Raw genomic sequence first — 19,277 nt, 5'->3', positions numbered from 1 at the left:
TTTTCGACCCTCAATAAAATCTTAAATCAAAAATCGTTAATCTACAATCTTTATTCAAAAGACTGCATAGAAACTAATTTGTTATACATGCCATTCATTGCAATAAGTTCTTCATGTTTTCCTTGCTCCACTATTTTTCCTTTTTGCATCACCACAATCAAATCTGCTTTTTGAATGGTAGAAAGGCGGTGCGCAATTACGATCGAAGTTCTATTTTGCATCATGTTTTCCAGCGCTACTTGCACGAATTTTTCGCTTTCCGTATCCAATGCTGATGTAGCTTCATCCAGAATCATAATTGGAGGGTTTTTCAAAACCGCTCTGGCAATGGATAAGCGTTGTTTTTGTCCGCCGGAAAGTTTGTTTCCGCTGTCACCAATATTCGTGTGAATTCCTAAAGGTAACTCTTTTACGAATTCATAGGCATTGGCGATTTTCAGCGCTTCGATAATTTCCTCATCTGTAGCGTCTATTTTTCCCAATGCTACATTGGCTTTGATCGTGTCGTTAAATAGGATACTGTCTTGTGTAACTAGACCCATCAAGCCTCGAAGCGATTTCAAACTGAAATCTTTTATGTCCATTCCGTCAATGGTGATTTCACCTTCGCTAGTGTCATAAAAACGGGTGAGCAAATTAGCAATAGTGCTTTTTCCGCTCCCAGATTGCCCGACAAGAGCCACCGTTTGTCCTTTTTTTACTGTAAGATTAAAGTCTTTCAAGACATTTTCTTTTTCGTATTTAAAATTGATGTTATGGAGAGTTATCTTCGAATCGAAAGTTGTTTTTTCAATAGCATTTTCTTTTGAAGTAATTTCATTTTCGACTTCCAAAACCTCAAAAACCCGTTCTGCAGCGGCTAGACCATTTTTCACGGCATAAGATGCTTTAGAAATGGCTTTAGCAGGAGTCAGAATATTAAACGCCAACGTTAGAAAAACAATAAAAGCAGCGCCTTCAAGGGTTTTGTCTATTAACACTAAGTTTCCACCATACCAAAGCAAGGCAGCAATTGTTGTGATCCCTAAAAATTCACTTAATGGCGTTGCCAAATTATTTTTGTCTCCAATGCTATTTGATAAATTCAATAATCGGGTTACCGAATCATTGAATCTGTTTTTAAAATTAGGTTCTGCATTATAACTTTTAATCACTTTCAAACCGCCCAAACTTTCATCTACTATTGAAATCAGAAATCCACTTTCTTTTTGTGCTTCTAAGGATTGTGCTCTCAAATTTTTAGCGATTTTTGAAATTATAAATCCCGAAATCGGAATAAAAACTAAAACAAAAAACGTAAGTTCTACGCTTATGAAAAACATGGTGACTATTGCAAATACGATCGTTAATGGTTCTTTTACGATAAGTTCCAGTATCGAAAAAAAGGAATTTTGAACTTCGTTGACATCACCTAGCATTCGCGCCATTATATCCCCTTTTCTTTTCTCTGAATAGTAGGATATAGGTAATTCAATGATTTTATCATACATTGATTTTCGTAAATCGCGTAATACGCCATTTTTGAGGTGCATGATGTGATGGGAAGCCAGATAATTAAACAAATTTTTGAATAAAAAAGTGATGATTACCAAAGAGACAACTAATAAAAGAGCAAACTGAGGACTATTGTCTTTTGTTAATTCGGTAATTTTAAAATACAAAAGATCAGTACCGTAGTCTTTTATATTTCCAATTCCGGTATATATTGGCTCTTTTTCAATTGTTTTGACTTTGCCAAAAAGTACTTGAAGTACTGGAAGCAGTGTCAACATAGAAATTGTGCTGAACAACGCATAGAGGACGTTGTACACCACATTCCAGATAATATGAGTTTTGTACGGTTTAGTAAAAGGAATTAATTTTATTAAATTTCTGTCCATTAGTTCAATTGCATTGCAATAATAATATTTTTAATTTTGTCGTTTAACACGGTTTCTACTTCCTGAAAATCTTCTACAGTATTCAATTCAGTATTTACACTGATATAAAATTTTATTTTTGGTTCCGTTCCGCTAGGTCTGGCACATATTTTTGATCCGTCTTCTGTATAATAAATCAATACGTTCGATTTTGGAATATTCATTTTGGTTTCCTCATCCGTAAGCAAATTTTTCGCTATCGATGATTGGTAATCTTCTAACATAATCACTCGTTGTCCGTTGATTTCTTTCATTGGATTTTCTCTCATGTCAATCATCATCTGATTGATTTCCTGTAAACCATCCATTCCTTTTTTAGTCAACGAAACTAAGTGTTCTTTGTAAAAACCGTTGTCCACATACAGTTGTAGTAATTCTTTGTAAACCGTGCTTCCTTTGGCTTTGGCTTGAGCTGCAACTTCGCAAATCAATAAAGTAGCAGCAACAGCATCTTTATCCCGTACGGCATCGCCTACCATATAACCAAAACTTTCTTCACCACCTCCAATGAATTCCAACTCAGGAAAATCTTTAATCATTTTAGCAATCCATTTGAAACCAGTCAAACCCACCTTGCATTCTACATCGTAGTTTGTCGCTAATTCCATCATCATAGGAGTCGAAACGATTGTAGAACCTACAAATTGTTTTCCGTTGATTTTCCCTGCTTTTTTCCATTGTTCCAATAAAAAGGCAGTCATCAAAATCATGGTTTGATTTCCGTTAAGCAACGTCATTTTGCCTTCGTTGTTTCTAACGGCAACTCCTAAACGGTCACAGTCAGGATCAGTCCCAATTACAATATCCGAATTCGTTTTGTCTGCTAAAGCCAATGCCATTGTCAGTGCTTCGGGCTCCTCCGGATTTGGAGATTTTACGGTTGGGAAATCACCATTTGGTACTCTTTGTTCTTCAACAATATTTACGTTAGGATAACCCGCTTGCGATAAGGTGTCAGGAACTAAGGTTATGGAAGTCCCATGCAAAGAGGTGAAAACAATATTCAGATTTTCTTTGGCGTCAGCCGAAGTTCCAAAGCTGGCATTCTCGATAGTCGATTTGATAAAAGCTTCATCAACTTCGGTATCAATATAATGTATCAAGTCTTCATTGGCAGTAAACTTGATTTGATTGTAATTTAAATTCTCGATAACAGAGATAATTCCCTCATCTTCCGGCGGTACAATTTGTCCACCATCTTGCCAGTACACTTTGTATCCGTTATATTCCGGTGGATTGTGAGAGGCAGTTAAAACTATTCCGCATTGACAACCTAAATGTTTCACCGCAAATGACAATTCTGGAGTAGGTCTCAATTCCGAAAACAAATACACTTCAATTCCGTTTGCCGAGAAAACATCCGCCACTAATTTGGCCAACGTATCACTATTGTGGCGACAATCGTAAGCAATAACCGCTTTCAAAGGCTGGTTAGGAAATGCAGTATGCAAGTAATCCGAAAGTCCTTGCGTACTTTTTCCAAGCGTGTATTTATTGATGCGATTGTTACCAACGCCCATAACACCGCGCATTCCACCTGTTCCAAATTCAAGATTCTTATAGAAACTCTCTTCCAGTTCTTTAGGCGATGTAGTCATCAGTTCTTTAATAGCTTCCTGTGTAGCGGTGTCAAATGTTGGCGTAAGCCACTCATTTACTGCGTCCAAAATATTTTGTTTGATTTCCATGCTATATGTTTTTTAGTTTTTAAATTCGTAATTAAAATTTAAATACAGTCGTTTTAATTTTAGGAGCTATATCCTGCTATCCGCTGTATCTTTTTCTTTTTTTAAAGAAAAAAAAGAAAAAGGATGCCGCTGTTATCAGGGCTAGTTATTAGTTACACGAGAAAAATTATTTTTTCATTTAGTTTTTGTTGAAACTATAAAAAATTAACTTCACTCGACACTTTATAACGCTCTTCATTGTTTTTTGTTCGCAAAATTATTTCGCCAAGAAATCCGGCCAAAAATAATTGTGTTCCCAAAACCATTGTCGTAAGTGCGATGTAGAACCAAGGATTATTAGTTACTAGAGTATAACGCATGTCATTGTACATGTGATATAGTTTAGAAATGCCAATATATCCAGCAAGCATAAACCCAATAATAAACATTACGGATCCCATGGCACCGAATAAATGCATCGGTCTTTTTCCAAAACGGGAAAGAAACCAAATGGTAATTAAATCCAGAAAACCATTAATGAATCGTTCCATCCCAAATTTAGTTTCACCATATTTTCTAGCTTGATGTTGTACTACTTTTTCACCAATTTTACCAAAACCGGCATTTTTTGCCAAAACCGGAATGTATCGGTGCATTTCACCTGAAACTTCAATGTTTTTTACCACAATATTTTTGTAGGCTTTCAGTCCGCAATTAAAATCATTCAATTCCACTCCCGAAGTTTTTCTGGCAGCCCAATTGAATAATTTAGACGGCAAGTTTTTTGCCACCACGGAATCGTAGCGTTTCTTTTTCCATCCGGAAACCAAATCATATTTTCCATTGGTAATCATATCATACAATCCAGGAATTTCCTCTGGACTGTCCTGCAAATCAGCATCCATAGTGATAATCACATCGCCTTTCGCTTTTGCAAAACCAGCATGCAACGCTTGTGATTTTCCAAAATTTTTCATGAAACGAACCCCTTTTACATGAGGGTTTTCTTGTGCAAATCCTTCGATAATAGTCCATGAATTATCAGTACTACCATCATCCAAAAAAATGATTTCGTACGTGTAATTATGAGATTGCATCACTTTGATGATCCAGTTGTATAGTTCATTAAGCGATTCCTCTTCATTAAGAAGCGGTATGAGTATAGATAAATTCATTACTATTTATTCTTGTGTAGATTTGCTTTTAAAGAATGCTGCCATTATAAGTCCTAAAATAGCACAAAAAAAGATTGTAAAAATTGACCCTTTTAATTGCTCCACGATAGAATACGGATCAGTTTCTCTCAACTTAGAAATTGTTTCGTTCAGTGAGGATGCTGGAACTCCAAAATTTTCGGAAGTACTAATCAAATATTTTATTGTTAAATCTAAAAGAGTTTCCTTTACAGCAGGATCAATGAAATTAAAAAGAACGATTTTAAAAGCTACAGATATAAGTACTCCTATTACTGCCGAAATAAAATAAGTAGTAAAGGCATCTTTAAAAGGAAATATTCCACTTAACTCTTTCTTTGTTCTTGAAAGCAATATAATAGGAATAATTATAAAAACTGAGAAACTTAAAAGTGTAGTCCACCAAGCAATGAATAATTCAATATCTATTGCATACATAAAAGCAGTTATTAATGATAATATAACTCCTGTTATTACACCGTAGGTTATTCCATTCTTTTTAATAATTTCATTTATCATTATTGTTGTTTTAGAATTAATCCACAAATATAACAATTCCCAATATATTCGTAGCTAAAAATCGTTTTTTACGATTATATAAAAAAAGTGATGCAAAGATTTGTTTATTGGAAAATAATTGTAAATTTGCAAACTCAAAATAATAGTGTAAAACAAAAAGTTATAAGGAGTTTATACCTTTTCTGTGAGAAGAAAAGCTTCAAGACTAATTATAATTAACAAATAAAAAAGATTAACAAGATGAAAAAAGGAATTCACCCAGAAAATTACAGATTAGTTGCATTTAAAGACATGTCAAATGACGAAGTTTTTATCACTAAATCTACTGCAGATACAAGAGAAACATTAACAGTTGATGGTGTTGAATACCCAGTTGTGAAAATGGAGATCTCTAGAACTTCTCACCCTTTTTACACAGGTAAATCTAAACTTATCGATACTGCAGGACGTATTGATAAATTTAAAACTAAATACGCTAAACACGTTAAATAATTTTAACTTGTTATCAAATACATTAAAGCCTTCCTTTTTGGGAGGCTTTTTTATTTTTATCTATTTGAAAACTTTGTAACTTTGGTGTCAATATAATTAAAACGGCAGGTTGGTAAAATTAATTTTCGAATCAACAAATAACCGAACCAACAAATAACCGAACCAACAAATAAACAATTTTATGAATTACATACTTTTTGACGGACCTTCCAGAAACGCTTTATTGCCTTTTACTTTCACGCGTCCGGTTGCGGATATTCTTATTGGAATCATGACGATTCGTCAAAAATGGGAAATACGCCTGGGTTCTACTACCACTACGTTGACAGAGGAATATTTGTCAGAGAAATTTCCAATGGTAGAATTAGAGGAAAATGTAATGATAAACGCTTCTTTTCTTCCTAATGATGTATTAGCGGAAATGGTTAGCAATCTGGAACCCAATCAAGCTATTTTCAAAGGAGATGAAGTAATTGCTTTTTATACGAATGAAGAGCAGGAAGAAGTAGATTTTGATACCTATGAAATTATTGAATATACTGATGATTGCTTAACGGTAGAACATACTTGGGATATTTTTTCCAAAAACGATGCAGCGATACGAGAGGATTTTGAATACCTGACTGAGGATAGAAAATCACAACCAATTCCAAAAAGTGTTAATGTCATCGCACCCGAAAATATATTTATAGAAGAAGGGGCAAAGTTAGAATTTGTTACCTTGAATGCTTCTGCAGGTCCTATTTATATTGGTAAAGATTCAGAAATCATGGAAGGTTCCGTAATCAGAGGCCCTTTTGTCTTGTGTGAAAATGCAGTTGTAAAAATGGCTTCAAAAGTATATGGCGCTACAACGGTTGGACCTTATTCCAGAATTGGAGGAGAAGTTAATAATTCCGTTTTATTTGGATATTCTAATAAAGGACATGATGGATTCTTAGGGAATTCTGTTCTTGGCGAATGGTGTAATATTGGAGCGGACAGTAACAATTCGAATCTGAAAAACAATTACGAAGAAGTGAAATTGTGGAGCTATGTAACGGAAGGTTTTGCTAAAACGGGTCTTCAGTTTTGCGGTTTGATGATGGGAGATCACAGCAAGTGCGGCATTAACACCATGTTCAATACCGGAACGGTAGTAGGCGTAAGCGCTAATATTTTTGGCAGCGGATTTCCTCGCAATTTTGTGCCTAGTTTTTCTTGGGGTGGCGCTTCTGGTTTTACGACTTATATGACCAAAAAAGCTTTTGAAACAGCTCGATTAGTCATGAGTCGCAGAAATGTTGATTTTGATGAAAGAGAAGCTGCCATTCTAGAACATGTTTTTGAAGAATCAAAAAAGTGGAGAAAAGAATAATTTCTCGTTTTCGGATATAAAATATAAAAAGCCTCAACGAGGGCACTGAAAAACTACCTATAAATAAAAGGGCTTAAACTTTAAATCAGTTTAAGCCCCTTCTTTTTGCTATGTTTTCAAACTTAAAAGTTTTTAAACTTGATTAAGTGATTCTCAGAGCGTTTATTCCGTTTTCCCATCAAGATTTTGTCGCAATTTTTTCTAGCGGGACTTTTTCAGTGCCCTCGCCTCAACTGAGGCTTTTTTATTTTAAGTTAACCTTTATTGATAAGCATAAATAAGTGAACCATTTTTTATTAAGTTAATCAAGGTGTTGGCATTACTGTCTGGAACTGAAAAACACCCCCAACTGAATTTACTGAACATCTTTTTTGACGAATGGACTACGATATTTCTTTTCAAAGCATTCGAATTCTTATCGCTTTCCAGACCATCTAATCTTAAGGAATATCCCCACATGCCTTCATACGTCTGTAACGTAAGGTAACATCCTAATGAAGTGGCTTTACTTCCTTCAGTATTGCTAAATGAACTGGGAGTCAGTCCCGTTCCTGAGCCAAAACCATGATCAACATTACTGGTCAATAGTATTTTGTTGTTTTTTAAATCAATAACGTAGAGCCTTGCTTCGTTTATTGATTTTGAAAAATCAATTAATGTGATAATATTTTTATTCTTGGCTTTAAAGCCCCATTTTGTTTGTACTTCGCAAGCTTTTTGTACAATTTCTTCATTGCTTTGGGCCGCAATAAACTGGAAAGCGCACAAGAGAATAATTGTTATCTTTTTTGTCATGATCTAGTTTTAATTTTTTCATTCAACCTATAAAAATCAGGTTTTCGGTCTACACATCGATTTTATTTTCTACACCATTCTCCTGTTTTTACATTGTTTAAAACAGGGATTGCAATTTTCATAATGATTTAGGGATTTGTTGTTTTTGAGATTTAATGTTGTTTCAAATGAAAATGTTTTTAGTTGTTAAGAGTCTAGATATCAAATGAAAAACTATAAAAAAACACTATTATTGTGCTCGGTTTAAATTTTATGTTTCTCTTATTCAAAATTTAAATTGTTATAAATTATTCAATTGTCCAATTCCTGAATTAATCTATCTTTGCACTTTTAAAAAACACTTGCTGAGAAGTCTAAAAATCTAAGCAGTCTAAAAATCTAAAAATCTAAATGATTACAGTTAACGATATTTCTGTGCAGTTTGGTGGCACGACACTTTTTAGTGATGTTTCTTTTGCTATAAATGAAAATGATAAAATTGCCTTAATGGGTAAAAATGGAGCAGGAAAATCGACGCTTCTTAAAATTATTGCAGGTCAAAGCAAGCCTTCAACCGGTAATATTTCGGCACCAAAAGATGCTGTTGTGGCCTATTTGCCTCAGCATTTATTGACTACAGATGGCGCTACAGTTATGCAAGAAACTTCAAAAGCTTTTGGAGAAGTTTTTGCAATGAAAGCAGAAATCGATCAAATCAACGAGCAATTAACCATTCGTACTGATTACGAAAGTGATGCGTACATGAAATTAATAGAAAGAGTTTCTGACTTAAGTGAGAAATTTTATGCTATCGAAGAAATAAATTATGAAGCCGAAGTAGAGAAAATTCTAATTGGTTTGGGATTTGTTCGCGAAGATTTTAGCCGTCAAACTTCAGAGTTTTCTGGTGGATGGAGAATGCGAATTGAACTTGCCAAAATCCTTTTGCAAAAACCAGACTTAATTTTACTGGATGAGCCTACCAATCACATGGATATTGAAAGCATTCAATGGTTAGAGGATTTCTTGATTAATTCAGCCAAAGCAGTTGTGGTAATTTCTCACGACAGGGCTTTTGTCGATAATATTACAAATCGTACGATCGAAGTTACCATGGGGCGTATTTATGATTATAAAGCCAAATATTCTCATTATTTGGAACTTAGAAAAGACAGACGTGTGCATCAGCAAAAAGCGTATGACGAGCAACAACGCATGATTGCTGATAATAGAACTTTTATAGATCGTTTTAAAGGGACGTTTTCTAAAACGGATGCGGTTCAATCCCGTGTTAAAATGTTAGAGAAACTGGTTATCGTTCAGGTTGATGAGGTGGATACTTCGGCTTTGAAACTAAAATTTCCGCCTGCTGCTCGTTCCGGGCAATATCCGGTAATTGTCAAAGATTTATCAAAATCGTATGGCGATCATGTGGTTTTTTCGAATGCAAATATGGTTATTGAAAGAGGAGAAAAAGTAGCTTTCGTAGGGAAAAATGGAGAGGGAAAATCGACGATGATCAAAGCCATTATGAAAGAAATAGAAATTAATGGTGGAAGTTTAGAAATTGGTCATAATGCACAAATTGGTTATTTTGCCCAAAACCAAGCTTCATTGTTAAATGAAAATGCCACTATTTTTGAAACTATTGATGATATTGCCGTGGGAGATGTTCGAACTAAAATAAAAGATATTCTTGGGGCTTTCATGTTTCAGGGGGATGACGTAACCAAAAAAGTGAAAGTGCTTTCCGGTGGGGAGAAAACGCGTTTGGCAATGATTAAATTATTGCTGGAACCAGTGAATTTGTTGATTTTGGATGAGCCTTCGAATCACTTGGATATGAAAACCAAAGATATTATCAAAGATGCGTTGCGTGATTTTGACGGAACATTAATTTTGGTTTCTCACGATAGGGATTTCTTGGATGGATTGGCTACTAAAGTTTTCGAGTTTGGAAACAAAAGAGTGGTGGAACATTTTGAAGATATTGCCGGTTTCTTGGCACACAAGAAAATGGACAATATGCGAGAGATAGAAAAATAATTCTATAAAATCATTATAAAAAAAAGAGGCTGTATTTCAAAATACAGCCTCTTTTTTTACAATCGTATTCCCGGTGGAAGTAATTCTTTGTAAACAGGATTTTTTTTGAAAAACAACACTATTTTAGGAAGGATAGGGACGACTTTGAATTTTCGTTCCATCGCAATTTCCATGATGTTTTTTAGAAAATTAGAAATAAATTCCTCGTCATCGAAGGAATCGGGAGTATTGATTTTTGTCAAAAATATTTTTTTCTCTTGAAACGAATATTCAACAGATACCAATCCTTCTTTCACTTCAGTTTCAAATTGTCTTGCAAAAGTATTGTCCTTGATTTCCATAGTAATTGGTACTTCCATAATAATTTAACTCTGATTCATTGGTACTTCTACCAAAAGTATTTTTGATTTGGCTATAATCTTGATTTCAAATTGATCGAAATCAGTTATTCCCATGGCATCTCTTGCCTTCAAAATTTGATTATTCACTTCTATTTCGCCTTCAATCAAGAATAAATAAACTCCGTTTTGAGGAATTTTAACCTGGTATGCCGAAGTGGTATTGCTATCGAAAATTCCTAAATGAAAAAAGGTTTTCTGGTAAACCCAAAGCGCATTTCCGTCATTATTATCTTTTGGCGAAACGATATTTACAAAGGTATTGATTTGATTTTCAATATCAAATGATTTCTGGTCATATCTTGGGATCCCGTTTTCGGTATCAGGAAAAACCCATAATTGCAGTGTTTTTGCTTCGTCTTTCTGGCTGGCATTCATTTCAGAATGTTCCACTCCAGATCCGGCACTCATTACTTGTACTTCTCCAAAACCAATTACACCTTCATTTCCCATACTGTCACGATGTTTTAGTCCGCCTTCTAGCGGAATGGTAATGATTTCCATATTGGCGTGTCCGTGTGTGCCAAAACCTGTTCCGCCCGCAATGATATCGTCATTTAAAACGCGTAACATTCCAAATTGTGCCCGCTCAGGATTGAAATAATTTCCAAAAGAAAAGGAGAAATTGGCTTTAAGCCATCCAAAATCGGCCTTGCCTCTTGTATTTGATTCAAATAGTTGTGTAGTCATAAATTATTGATAATATAAAGTAAAAAGTGAATAGGGTGTGGATAAAAAAATTAATTTTATACAAAATTCGCCATAAAAAAGCGGAATCTTGTTATAAAATCGTTAAAACAATTATGAGTAAAATCCCCGTGTATCTAATGCCTGGTTTGGCGTCAAGTGCTGCTATTTTTGAGCGTATTGTACTTCCTGAAGACGAGTTTGAAATTCATTTGTTAGAGTGGGAAATTCCTCTTGATAAAGAGTCTTTAGCGGATTATGCAAAGCGAATTACTGAAAAGATAAAACATGAGAATCCGGTTTTGATTGGCGTTTCGTTCGGAGGTATTTTGGTACAGGAAATGGCAAAATATGTTACGGCACGCAAAGTGATTATTATTTCGAGTGTACGATGTAATGCTGAATTTCCTCGAAGATTGAAAATTGCTAAAACTACTAAAGCCTATAAACTGATTCCGATGCGTTTATTTGCAAATATAGATAGTCTGGCTAAGTTTTCCTTTGGCGAAAAAGTAAATCAACGACTTAAGCTTTACGAAAAATTTCTTTCGGTTCGGGATATTGGCTATTTGAATTGGGCAGTAGAACAAGTGATTTTATGGAATAGAACCCATATTGACGAGAGCGTAATTCACATTCACGGAGATGCAGATGATGTTTTTCCAATCAAATATATTAAGAATTGTATCGTTGTAAAAGGAGGGACGCACATTATGATTTTGAACAAGTACAAATGGTTGAATGAAAATTTGCCTTCCATTATATTGGAACCAAAAAAAGAAGTAAACGCACTTTTATAACTACATGAAAGGCATAAAAAAGAAAACATGAAATTGATCAATAAAGTTGCCATAGTTCTTACCGTGATTTTTGCGAGTGGTGTATTTATTTTTGCCGCTAAAAATCCGACAGAAAGAAAAGAGGTTGCAAACGAAATTACTAGTGATTTTCCTGTAAAGTTGGATTTTGCAGGCGAAGAAACACCATTGAAAATATCGGATGTAAAAGAACGTTTGGACCGAGAGTTGCTGGTAAATGTAAATCTGCATGCATCAACTATTTTGGCTATAAAGAGAGCCAATCGTGCTTTTCCGGTGATTGAGCCTATTTTAAAAAAGAACGGTATTCCGGATGATTTTAAATACCTGGCAGTTATAGAGAGTGGTTTAGTGAATGTAGTTTCACCAGCGGGAGCAAGAGGCGTTTGGCAATTTATGCCTGAGACAGCCAAAGAAAGAAAAATGGAAGTCAATGAAAATGTTGATGAACGTTATGATTTAGAAAAATCTACAGAAGCAGCTTGCAGTTATCTTTTGAGTGCCAAAGGAAAATTTGGCAGTTGGACTTTGGCAGCAGCTTCCTATAATGGCGGAATGACGGGTGTGAATAAGCAAATCGACATTCAAAAAGTATCTAATTATTATGATTTGTTACTGACGGAAGAAACGTCTCGCTATGTTTTTAGAATTTTAGCATTGAAAGAGATCATGAAAAACCCCGTAAAATATGGGTTTTCAATTGCTTCGGAGGATTTATACGGAACCTTGCCCACCAAGAAAATCGAAATTGACAGTTCGATTACTGATTTGGCCAGTTTTGCAATTAGCCAAGGAATCAACTATAAGATTTTGAAAATACACAATCCTTGGTTAAGGGAAACAAAATTAGTAAATGATACTGGTAAAACATACCAAATCGAAATTCCGTTGAAAGGATATTAGCTTTTTTTAAACCATGTAAGGCATTTAAGGAAATAGGACAGTCCGTAAAGTGTGCCAAGCATTTTTTTGCCACGAATTTCAAAGATTTACACAGATTTTAGGTTGTATTATTCAAGAAATCGGTGTGAATTTTTTTAATTTGTGGCTGATTTTTTCGGTTTGGGATTAATCACGCATATTGATATTAAAAAATAGGGAGCCGTTTTGTTTCAAAAATTAGGATATTAACCAAATAAAAAAGGGTCAAATGTGTATCATTTGACCCTTTTTTAATTATATTTTCTTCATTTGATCTTTCATCATTGTAATCTGTTCCTTCAACATATTCTGTTTGTCTAATTTTTTAGCTTCATTCAATAGGGAAGTAGCCTCTAATTTTCGGCGACGGGTCATGGCTACACCGGCTAAATTTAATTTGGCTACAGCCAGATCCATGTCCATTGATAATCCTAACTCAATTGCTTTCTTGAAATATTTCTCTGCTTGATTGATATTCGTTTGCGAAAGCATGATTCCGTGTAAGTAATTAAAGTATCCTTGTTGTTTTTGTACTAAAGCAGTTTCGGGGGTTTTGATGTAAGCCAACCATTTTTTAGCCCCTTCAAAATCTTGTTTTCGTAGTTTTAAGAAGGCAAGTAAGATAAATTCGTTTTTGAAGTACAGGAAAATTGGAATTGCGCTCAATAATATAAGGAAAATCCCGTTACCGATATTACCTTCTGTAAATTGCCAAATGCCAGTAGCTATAATAAGTCCGGCGATAATAAGTTTAATATTTCTGTGAAACATAGTGTGTTTATTTTAAGATCACAAATATAGTAAAAGGAATTGAAAATATTTTTACAAAACTACTTGTGAGAAAAAAAAGTCTTTGTATATTTGCACTCGGTTTTAGAATAACAGTTATTCAAAAATAGGAAGACATATAAATAAGATTTTAAAGATACAAAGCAATGAGCAAAAGAACGTTTCAACCATCGAAAAGAAAAAGAAGAAATAAGCACGGATTTATGGACAGAATGGCTTCTGCGAATGGAAGAAAAGTTCTTGCTAGAAGAAGAGCTAAAGGAAGACATAAATTGACTGTTTCTTGCGAACCAAGACACAAAAAATAATGTTTGTATAAACATAAATAAGGCGTTACTTTTTTTAGTATCGCCTTTTTTTATACCTATTCGTTAAAAAAAGTCTAAGATTTACAGGTAAAGGGTTTGAGTTCAGTAACTTTAATCTTTTGAAAACAACAACTACACAACACAATACTACCATACAATGCCAAAAGATACATCCATAAAATCCGTTTTAATAATAGGTTCAGGTCCTATTGTTATTGGTCAAGCATGCGAATTTGATTATGCGGGATCACAATCTGCCCGTTCTATTCGTGAAGAAGGAATTGAAGTTATTTTGATCAATTCGAATCCGGCAACAATTATGACCGATCCTTCAATGGCGGATCATATTTATTTATTGCCTTTAACGACAAAATCAATTATTCAAATTTTAAAAGAACATCCTCAGATTGATGCAGTCCTACCTACAATGGGAGGGCAAACGGCTTTAAATCTCTGTTTAGAAGCCGATGAAAAAGGGATTTGGCAGGATTTTGGCGTAAAATTAATTGGTGTTGATGTTAATGCTATCAATATTACCGAAGATAGAGAACAGTTTAAACAACTGCTTAAAAAAATCGGTGTGCCATCTGCACCTGCCGAAATATGTACGTCTTATTTAAGAGGAAAAGAAATTGCTCAGGAATTTGGTTTCCCATTGGTAATTCGTCCTTCCTTTACTTTAGGCGGAACAGGCGCTGCTATTGTTTATAAAAAGGAAGATTTTAATGAACTCTTAACTAGAGGTCTAGAAGCTTCACCCATTCACGAAGTTTTAATTGATAAAGCATTGATGGGTTGGAAAGAATACGAATTGGAACTTTTGAGAGATAAAAACGATAATGTTGTGATTATCTGTTCGATCGAAAATATGGATCCAATGGGAATTCACACCGGAGATTCCATTACGGTTGCGCCTGCCATGACTTTGTCTGACACGACTTTTCAAAGAATGCGTGACTATGCAATCTTGATGATGCGTAGCATCGGAAATTTTGCTGGAGGTTGTAACGTGCAGTTTGCCGTTTCACCAGATGATAAAGAAGATATTGTAGCGATAGAAATCAATCCTCGTGTGTCTCGTTCCTCTGCTTTGGCATCAAAAGCAACGGGGTATCCTATTGCAAAAATTGCTTCCAAATTGGCTTTGGGATATAACTTGGACGAGTTGCAAAATCAAATTACCAAATCGACTTCGGCATTATTCGAACCAACTTTGGATTATGTGATTGTAAAAATTCCGCGTTGGAACTTTGATAAATTCGAAGGAGCTGACCGAACTTTGGGACTTCAAATGAAATCCGTTGGTGAGGTTATGGGAATTGGACGTTCGTTCCAAGAAGCATTGCACAAAGCGACTCAATCATTGGAAATCAAAAGAAATGGTTTGGGTGCTGACGGAAAAGGATATACTAACTACGAACAAATTATCGAGAAACTGACTTTTGCGAGTTGGGATCGTGTTTTTGTGATTTATGATGCTATCGCGATGGGAATTCCATTGAGCCGCATTCATGAAATCACTAAAATCGATATGTGGTTCTTGAAACAATACGAAGAGCTTTATACGTTAGAAAAAGAAATTTCAAACTATAAAGTAGAATCTTTACCAAGAGAATTGTTGCTTGAAGCGAAACAAAAAGGTTTTGCCGACAGACAAATCGCGCATATGGTAGGTTGCCTGGAAAGCCAAGTTCACAATTTACGTTCAGAAATGAATATCAATCGTGTATTCAAACTCGTTGATACTTGTGCGGCCGAATTTAAAGCAAAAACGCCTTACTATTACTCGACTTTTGAAGCAGAAATTGAAAAAGCAGATGGAACACGTTACGTTGATAACGAAAGTGTTGTTACGGATAAAAAGAAAATAATTGTTCTTGGGTCAGGCCCAAATAGAATTGGACAAGGAATCGAGTTTGATTATTCTTGTGTTCACGGGGTGCTTGCCGCCAAAGAATGTGGGTATGAAACGATTATGATCAACTGTAATCCAGAAACAGTTTCGACTGATTTCGATACAGCGGATAAATTGTATTTCGAACCGGTTTTCTGGGAGCATATTTATGATATTATTCAACATGAGAAACCGGAAGGCGTTATCGTGCAATTAGGAGGGCAAACGGCTTTGAAATTGGCTGAAAAACTGTCTAAATACGGTATTAAAATTATAGGAACGAGCTTTGATGCTTTGGATTTAGCCGAAGACAGAGGACGTTTCTCAGAATTGTTAACCGATTTAAAAATTCCTTTTCCACAGTTTGGAATTGCAGAAACAGCGGACGAAGCTTCTGCTTTAGCTGATACTTTAGACTTTCCATTATTGATTCGTCCTTCTTATGTGTTGGGTGGTCAGGGAATGAAAATTGTCATCAACAAACAAGAATTAGAAGAACACGTTATCAATTTATTGAAAACGATCCCAGGAAATAAATTGCTTTTAGACCATTATTTAGATGGTGCGATTGAAGCAGAAGCCGATGCGATTTGCGATGGGGAGAATGTGTACATCATAGGAATTATGGAGCACATCGAACCTTGCGGAGTACACTCTGGAGATAGTAACGCTACTTTACCACCGTTTAACTTAGGTGAATTTGTAATGCAACAAATAAAAGACCATACCAAAAATATTGCCTTGGCTTTGAGAACCGTTGGTTTAATCAACATTCAGTTTGCTATCAAAGATGATATCGTTTACATCATTGAAGCCAATCCTAGAGCGTCTCGTACGGTTCCATTTATTGCAAAAGCTTACGGAGAACCTTATGTAAACTATGCTACTAAAGTAATGTTGGGTCACAATAAAGTAACCGACTTTACTTTCAACCCACAGTTGAAAGGATATGCCATCAAGCAACCGGTTTTCTCTTTCAGCAAGTTCCACAATGTGAACAAAGCATTAGGACCAGAAATGAAATCAACTGGAGAAAGCATCTTGTTTATTGATGACTTGAAAGACGATCAATTCTACGAATTGTACTCCAGAAGAAAAATGTATTTGAGTAAATAAAAACTTGAGTTTGTTATATGTAAAAAGCCCCGATTGGGGCTTTTTTTGTGGTTTTAAGGTTTTACCCTAACTATTTTATTATCCTTGAGAATAACCAATTCACTATTTGTTCTCTTTTTGAATTCGATTAATTTCTCGTAAACTTTGTTCATCCCATCAACAATTTTTTGTTGGTTTTGAGATCTTTTATATTCTTTCATTCCAATATTTTTTTAAGTTATAGAATTTAGTTTCGCTTAAAATTTTTATTTCAGTTTCTAAAGATTTTTCTGCAATTAATTCGGGTACTCCAAATGAATTATCAAAAATAAGTACTTCATCTGCAATTTCAAGATAAATTTCAAAAAGGTTTTTAATTCCATTGATGTATCTACGCTTTATGACTTCGGTTTCTATATTATGACCTCCTTCAATGACTCGAGTTTTAACTCTTTCTATAGCTAAATCAACAGTTTTTAACCAAAAAAATTACAACGTTACGTTATATTTTTGCTTTTTTGCTTCGGCAATTTTAGATTTATAACTTTTGGTTGCCAAAGTAGTTTCAAAAGCAAAGGTTTGATTTGTTTCCAAAAGTTCGTTAATTCGTTTGAGCATTATTCTTCCTGCTTCAAAAGATACCTTTTCAGGCTGAAAAGGCGATAATCCTTTGGCAATTTCATCTGCATTTACAAATTCTTTGCAATTTAAAATTTCTGGTAAAATAGTAAAGGAAGCAGTTGTTTTTCCTGCTCCATTGCAACCAGCAATAATGTAAAGGTTTTTATTCATTTATACAAAGGTAAATAATTTTAGGTTTTAAAATTATTAGTTTTTTATTCCATCATCTTAATCTATAGATGAATCAACTGGATAAAGAACTTGTTTAGCGATGATTTGAAAGACGATCAATTCTACGAATTGTACTCTAGAAGAAAAATGTATTTGAGTAAATAAAAACTTGAATTTTTTATATGTAAAAAGCCCCGTTCTAGACTGCCCCCAAAAAGTTAGACACTATTTGGGGCTTTTTTTGTGGAATTTGCTGAAAGGTAAAATAGTGCAGATGCTTTTATTGTGCCACGCAACCAAGTCTAGCTTTGGACAGCTTTTTTTTTGAAAGCTTTTTCGTAAATTTTGCACACTTGTTTCATAGATTAAAATTAAGATTATTTCTTAACTTTCTATGATGGCTAAGTCAGCATGTTCACTTTAAAATTTTCCTTATTTTGATACTATATATTTTCTTAAATCAGAGGTTAGAATATCATTTAATTCCTTTTTATTACTGGCTGTACTTTCAATAAAAGCAAATCCAAATACAGGATAATTATTTATATCTAATTCTCTAATTAATACTGGTTTTTCAAAATCTTTAGCAAGACCTGAATAGTTAAATCTTAAAATATCCGAAGGGATTATTCCTGAATTATTATCCAAAACAATGACACTAAATATTTTATTCTCTTTGCCTTTAAATATAGTATCCCAGTCTGGTTTTTTGTTTTCACAAAAGCATTTGTATTCATTAAATCCTAAAGTTACTCCTAGAAGGTCGGCCGTGGTGCAAAATCCACCAAAGCGTAAAGGGTTTACTTCGATGGGGATTATTTTTCCATTTTCATCTATGCGGACTTCTGCATGAGCCGGGAAATTTTTTAAATGTAACTCTTTACCAATTTTACTTAAAAAACATTCAAGATCAATTTTATACTTTTCAATGATTGCTTTGGATGTTGAATAAACTCGATCACTTGTATCTGTTCCGGATGAAAAGAGGTGGTGTAAAACGTTTAGCAATACAGCATCTCCATTATTGTCGTAATAATAATCGATTGCATATTCTTCTCCACGAATAAATTCTTCAATAATAAAATTACTTGTGTTTAATACATTCTCAGGAAATATACTTTTAAGTTTATCCGGTTGTAATTCACTTTTAGCTTTTATCCAGTCTTTCTCATTTTCTACTATATGAACCCCTATGCTAAAGAAACCAACAGCAGGTTTAATTACAAAAGGGAACCGAATTTCATCATCGGACAATCGTTGGATTTCTTCAATACTTATTTGCTTGAAATAAAAGTCGGGAAACAACTCTTTTATAAGTTCTCTAAACTTTACTTTATTTTTTAAAACTTGTAATTGACTTGATAATTCACTTTCTCCATAGTATTGATCGATCCAAGCTAATGCGTTCTCTGAATTGCTGTAAAGAGAAATTTCTGGATTATTTTTTAGTAAAGTGATTGCTTCCTCTTCGGCTATCCATGCCAAAGAATCATCTTTTACCAATTCTTTTGCTACTTTGGTTGCAATTATTTTATAATCATTATCTTTTATTGTTTTGATAAGAAAATCGGAAACAAATGGCTTGGCTATTAAGAACATAATAGGTAG

17 protein-coding genes and 1 pseudogene are annotated in these 19,277 nt (G+C 34.4%); 7 read left to right on the top strand and 11 right to left on the bottom strand.

The features are described from left to right. Positions 1-50: 50 nt before the first annotated feature. The 4 genes from ACNQGD_RS08710 to ACNQGD_RS08695 all read right to left on the bottom strand — a co-directional run bounded on the left by ACNQGD_RS08710 (position 51) and on the right by ACNQGD_RS08695 (position 5,298). Positions 51-1,880 carry an ABC transporter ATP-binding protein gene (locus tag ACNQGD_RS08710; protein WP_417999027.1) on the bottom strand — a complete coding sequence of 610 codons (1,830 nt, stop codon included), beginning with the start codon at positions 1,878-1,880 and terminating at the stop codon, positions 51-53. Then, the gene (locus ACNQGD_RS08705) at positions 1,880-3,607 is read right to left on the bottom strand and encodes a phospho-sugar mutase (protein ID WP_417999026.1); all 1,728 of its coding nucleotides are present in this window, start codon (positions 3,605-3,607) and stop codon (positions 1,880-1,882) included. The genes ACNQGD_RS08710 and ACNQGD_RS08705 overlap by 1 nt, the downstream gene beginning before the upstream one ends. A gap of 194 nt (positions 3,608-3,801) precedes the next feature. After that, the gene (locus ACNQGD_RS08700; RefSeq protein WP_417994442.1) at positions 3,802-4,761 is read right to left on the bottom strand and encodes a glycosyltransferase family 2 protein; all 960 of its coding nucleotides are present in this window, start codon (positions 4,759-4,761) and stop codon (positions 3,802-3,804) included. A gap of 6 nt (positions 4,762-4,767) precedes the next feature. Then, on the bottom strand, positions 4,768-5,298 hold the full coding sequence (locus ACNQGD_RS08695; RefSeq protein ID WP_417999025.1) for a DUF4199 domain-containing protein: 531 nt from the start codon (positions 5,296-5,298) through the stop codon (positions 4,768-4,770). Positions 5,299-5,538: 240 nt separating this feature from the next. Between ACNQGD_RS08695 and ACNQGD_RS08690 the strand changes: the two genes are divergently transcribed. Together ACNQGD_RS08690 and ACNQGD_RS08685 are read left to right on the top strand one after the other, a co-directional pair. Further along, positions 5,539-5,790 (top strand): type B 50S ribosomal protein L31, encoded by a 252-nt coding sequence (locus ACNQGD_RS08690; RefSeq protein WP_039109118.1) that lies wholly within the window; start codon positions 5,539-5,541, stop codon positions 5,788-5,790. A 181-nt stretch (positions 5,791-5,971) separates the two neighbouring features. Beyond that, positions 5,972-7,147, top strand: a complete 1,176-nt coding sequence (locus ACNQGD_RS08685) for a GlmU family protein (RefSeq protein ID WP_417999024.1) — start codon at positions 5,972-5,974, stop codon at positions 7,145-7,147. A gap of 261 nt (positions 7,148-7,408) precedes the next feature. Here the strand turns inward: ACNQGD_RS08685 and ACNQGD_RS08680 are convergent, their stop codons facing one another. Continuing rightward, the gene (locus tag ACNQGD_RS08680; RefSeq protein ID WP_417999023.1) at positions 7,409-7,942 is read right to left on the bottom strand and encodes a murein L,D-transpeptidase catalytic domain family protein; all 534 of its coding nucleotides are present in this window, start codon (positions 7,940-7,942) and stop codon (positions 7,409-7,411) included. Positions 7,943-8,332: 390 nt separating this feature from the next. On the opposite strand from ACNQGD_RS08680, the gene ACNQGD_RS08675 reads away from it, so the two are divergent. Further along, complete coding sequence (locus ACNQGD_RS08675; RefSeq protein WP_417999022.1) at positions 8,333-9,967, top strand: ABC-F family ATP-binding cassette domain-containing protein; 1,635 nt, start codon at positions 8,333-8,335, stop codon at positions 9,965-9,967. A 56-nt stretch (positions 9,968-10,023) separates the two neighbouring features. On the opposite strand, the gene ACNQGD_RS08670 is transcribed toward ACNQGD_RS08675, so the two are convergent. After that, a complete protein-coding gene (locus tag ACNQGD_RS08670; protein ID WP_417999188.1) occupies positions 10,024-10,308 on the bottom strand; it encodes a GNAT family N-acetyltransferase in 285 nt (94 codons plus the stop codon). Between the two features lie 24 nt (positions 10,309-10,332). Next, a complete protein-coding gene (locus tag ACNQGD_RS08665; protein WP_417999021.1) occupies positions 10,333-11,055 on the bottom strand; it encodes a pirin family protein in 723 nt (240 codons plus the stop codon). Positions 11,056-11,168: 113 nt separating this feature from the next. Here ACNQGD_RS08665 and ACNQGD_RS08660 point away from each other — a divergent pair, with 113 nt between their 5' ends. Together ACNQGD_RS08660 and ACNQGD_RS08655 are read left to right on the top strand one after the other, a co-directional pair. Continuing rightward, entirely contained in the window at positions 11,169-11,852 is a 684-nt protein-coding gene (locus ACNQGD_RS08660; protein ID WP_417999020.1) for an alpha/beta hydrolase, read from the top strand. A gap of 27 nt (positions 11,853-11,879) precedes the next feature. Next, positions 11,880-12,773, top strand: a complete 894-nt coding sequence (locus tag ACNQGD_RS08655) for a lytic transglycosylase domain-containing protein (protein WP_417999019.1) — start codon at positions 11,880-11,882, stop codon at positions 12,771-12,773. 273 nt (positions 12,774-13,046) lie between these two features. Here ACNQGD_RS08655 and ACNQGD_RS08650 read toward each other — a convergent pair whose 3' ends face one another. Further along, entirely contained in the window at positions 13,047-13,562 is a 516-nt protein-coding gene (locus ACNQGD_RS08650; RefSeq protein ID WP_417995328.1) for a DUF2892 domain-containing protein, read from the bottom strand. A 164-nt stretch (positions 13,563-13,726) separates the two neighbouring features. On the opposite strand from ACNQGD_RS08650, the gene rpmH reads away from it, so the two are divergent. Beyond that, positions 13,727-13,888 (top strand): 50S ribosomal protein L34, encoded by a 162-nt coding sequence (gene rpmH / locus ACNQGD_RS08645; RefSeq protein ID WP_007136275.1) that lies wholly within the window; start codon positions 13,727-13,729, stop codon positions 13,886-13,888. 157 nt (positions 13,889-14,045) lie between these two features. Then, a complete protein-coding gene (gene carB / locus ACNQGD_RS08640; RefSeq protein ID WP_417996594.1) occupies positions 14,046-16,898 on the top strand; it encodes a carbamoyl-phosphate synthase large subunit in 2,853 nt (950 codons plus the stop codon). A gap of 53 nt (positions 16,899-16,951) precedes the next feature. Here carB and ACNQGD_RS08635 read toward each other — a convergent pair whose 3' ends face one another. The 3 genes and pseudogenes from ACNQGD_RS08635 to ACNQGD_RS08625 all read right to left on the bottom strand — a co-directional run bounded on the left by ACNQGD_RS08635 (position 16,952) and on the right by ACNQGD_RS08625 (position 19,268). Then, a complete protein-coding gene (locus tag ACNQGD_RS08635; RefSeq protein ID WP_416843104.1) occupies positions 16,952-17,098 on the bottom strand; it encodes a hypothetical protein in 147 nt (48 codons plus the stop codon). Continuing rightward, positions 17,085-17,669 (bottom strand): annotated as a pseudogene (locus ACNQGD_RS08630) (zeta toxin family protein). The gene ACNQGD_RS08635 and the pseudogene ACNQGD_RS08630 overlap by 14 nt, the downstream one beginning before the upstream one ends. A 432-nt stretch (positions 17,670-18,101) precedes the next feature. Continuing rightward, on the bottom strand, positions 18,102-19,268 hold the full coding sequence (locus ACNQGD_RS08625; RefSeq protein ID WP_417999018.1) for an ATP-grasp domain-containing protein: 1,167 nt from the start codon (positions 19,266-19,268) through the stop codon (positions 18,102-18,104). Positions 19,269-19,277 lie beyond the last annotated feature (9 nt).

Source organism: Flavobacterium glucosi, assembly GCF_048286535.1.
Classification (GTDB): domain Bacteria; phylum Bacteroidota; class Bacteroidia; order Flavobacteriales; family Flavobacteriaceae; genus Flavobacterium.
The sequence above is the reverse complement of the archived record's forward strand: the minus strand, read 5'-3'. Positions and strand labels throughout refer to the sequence as shown.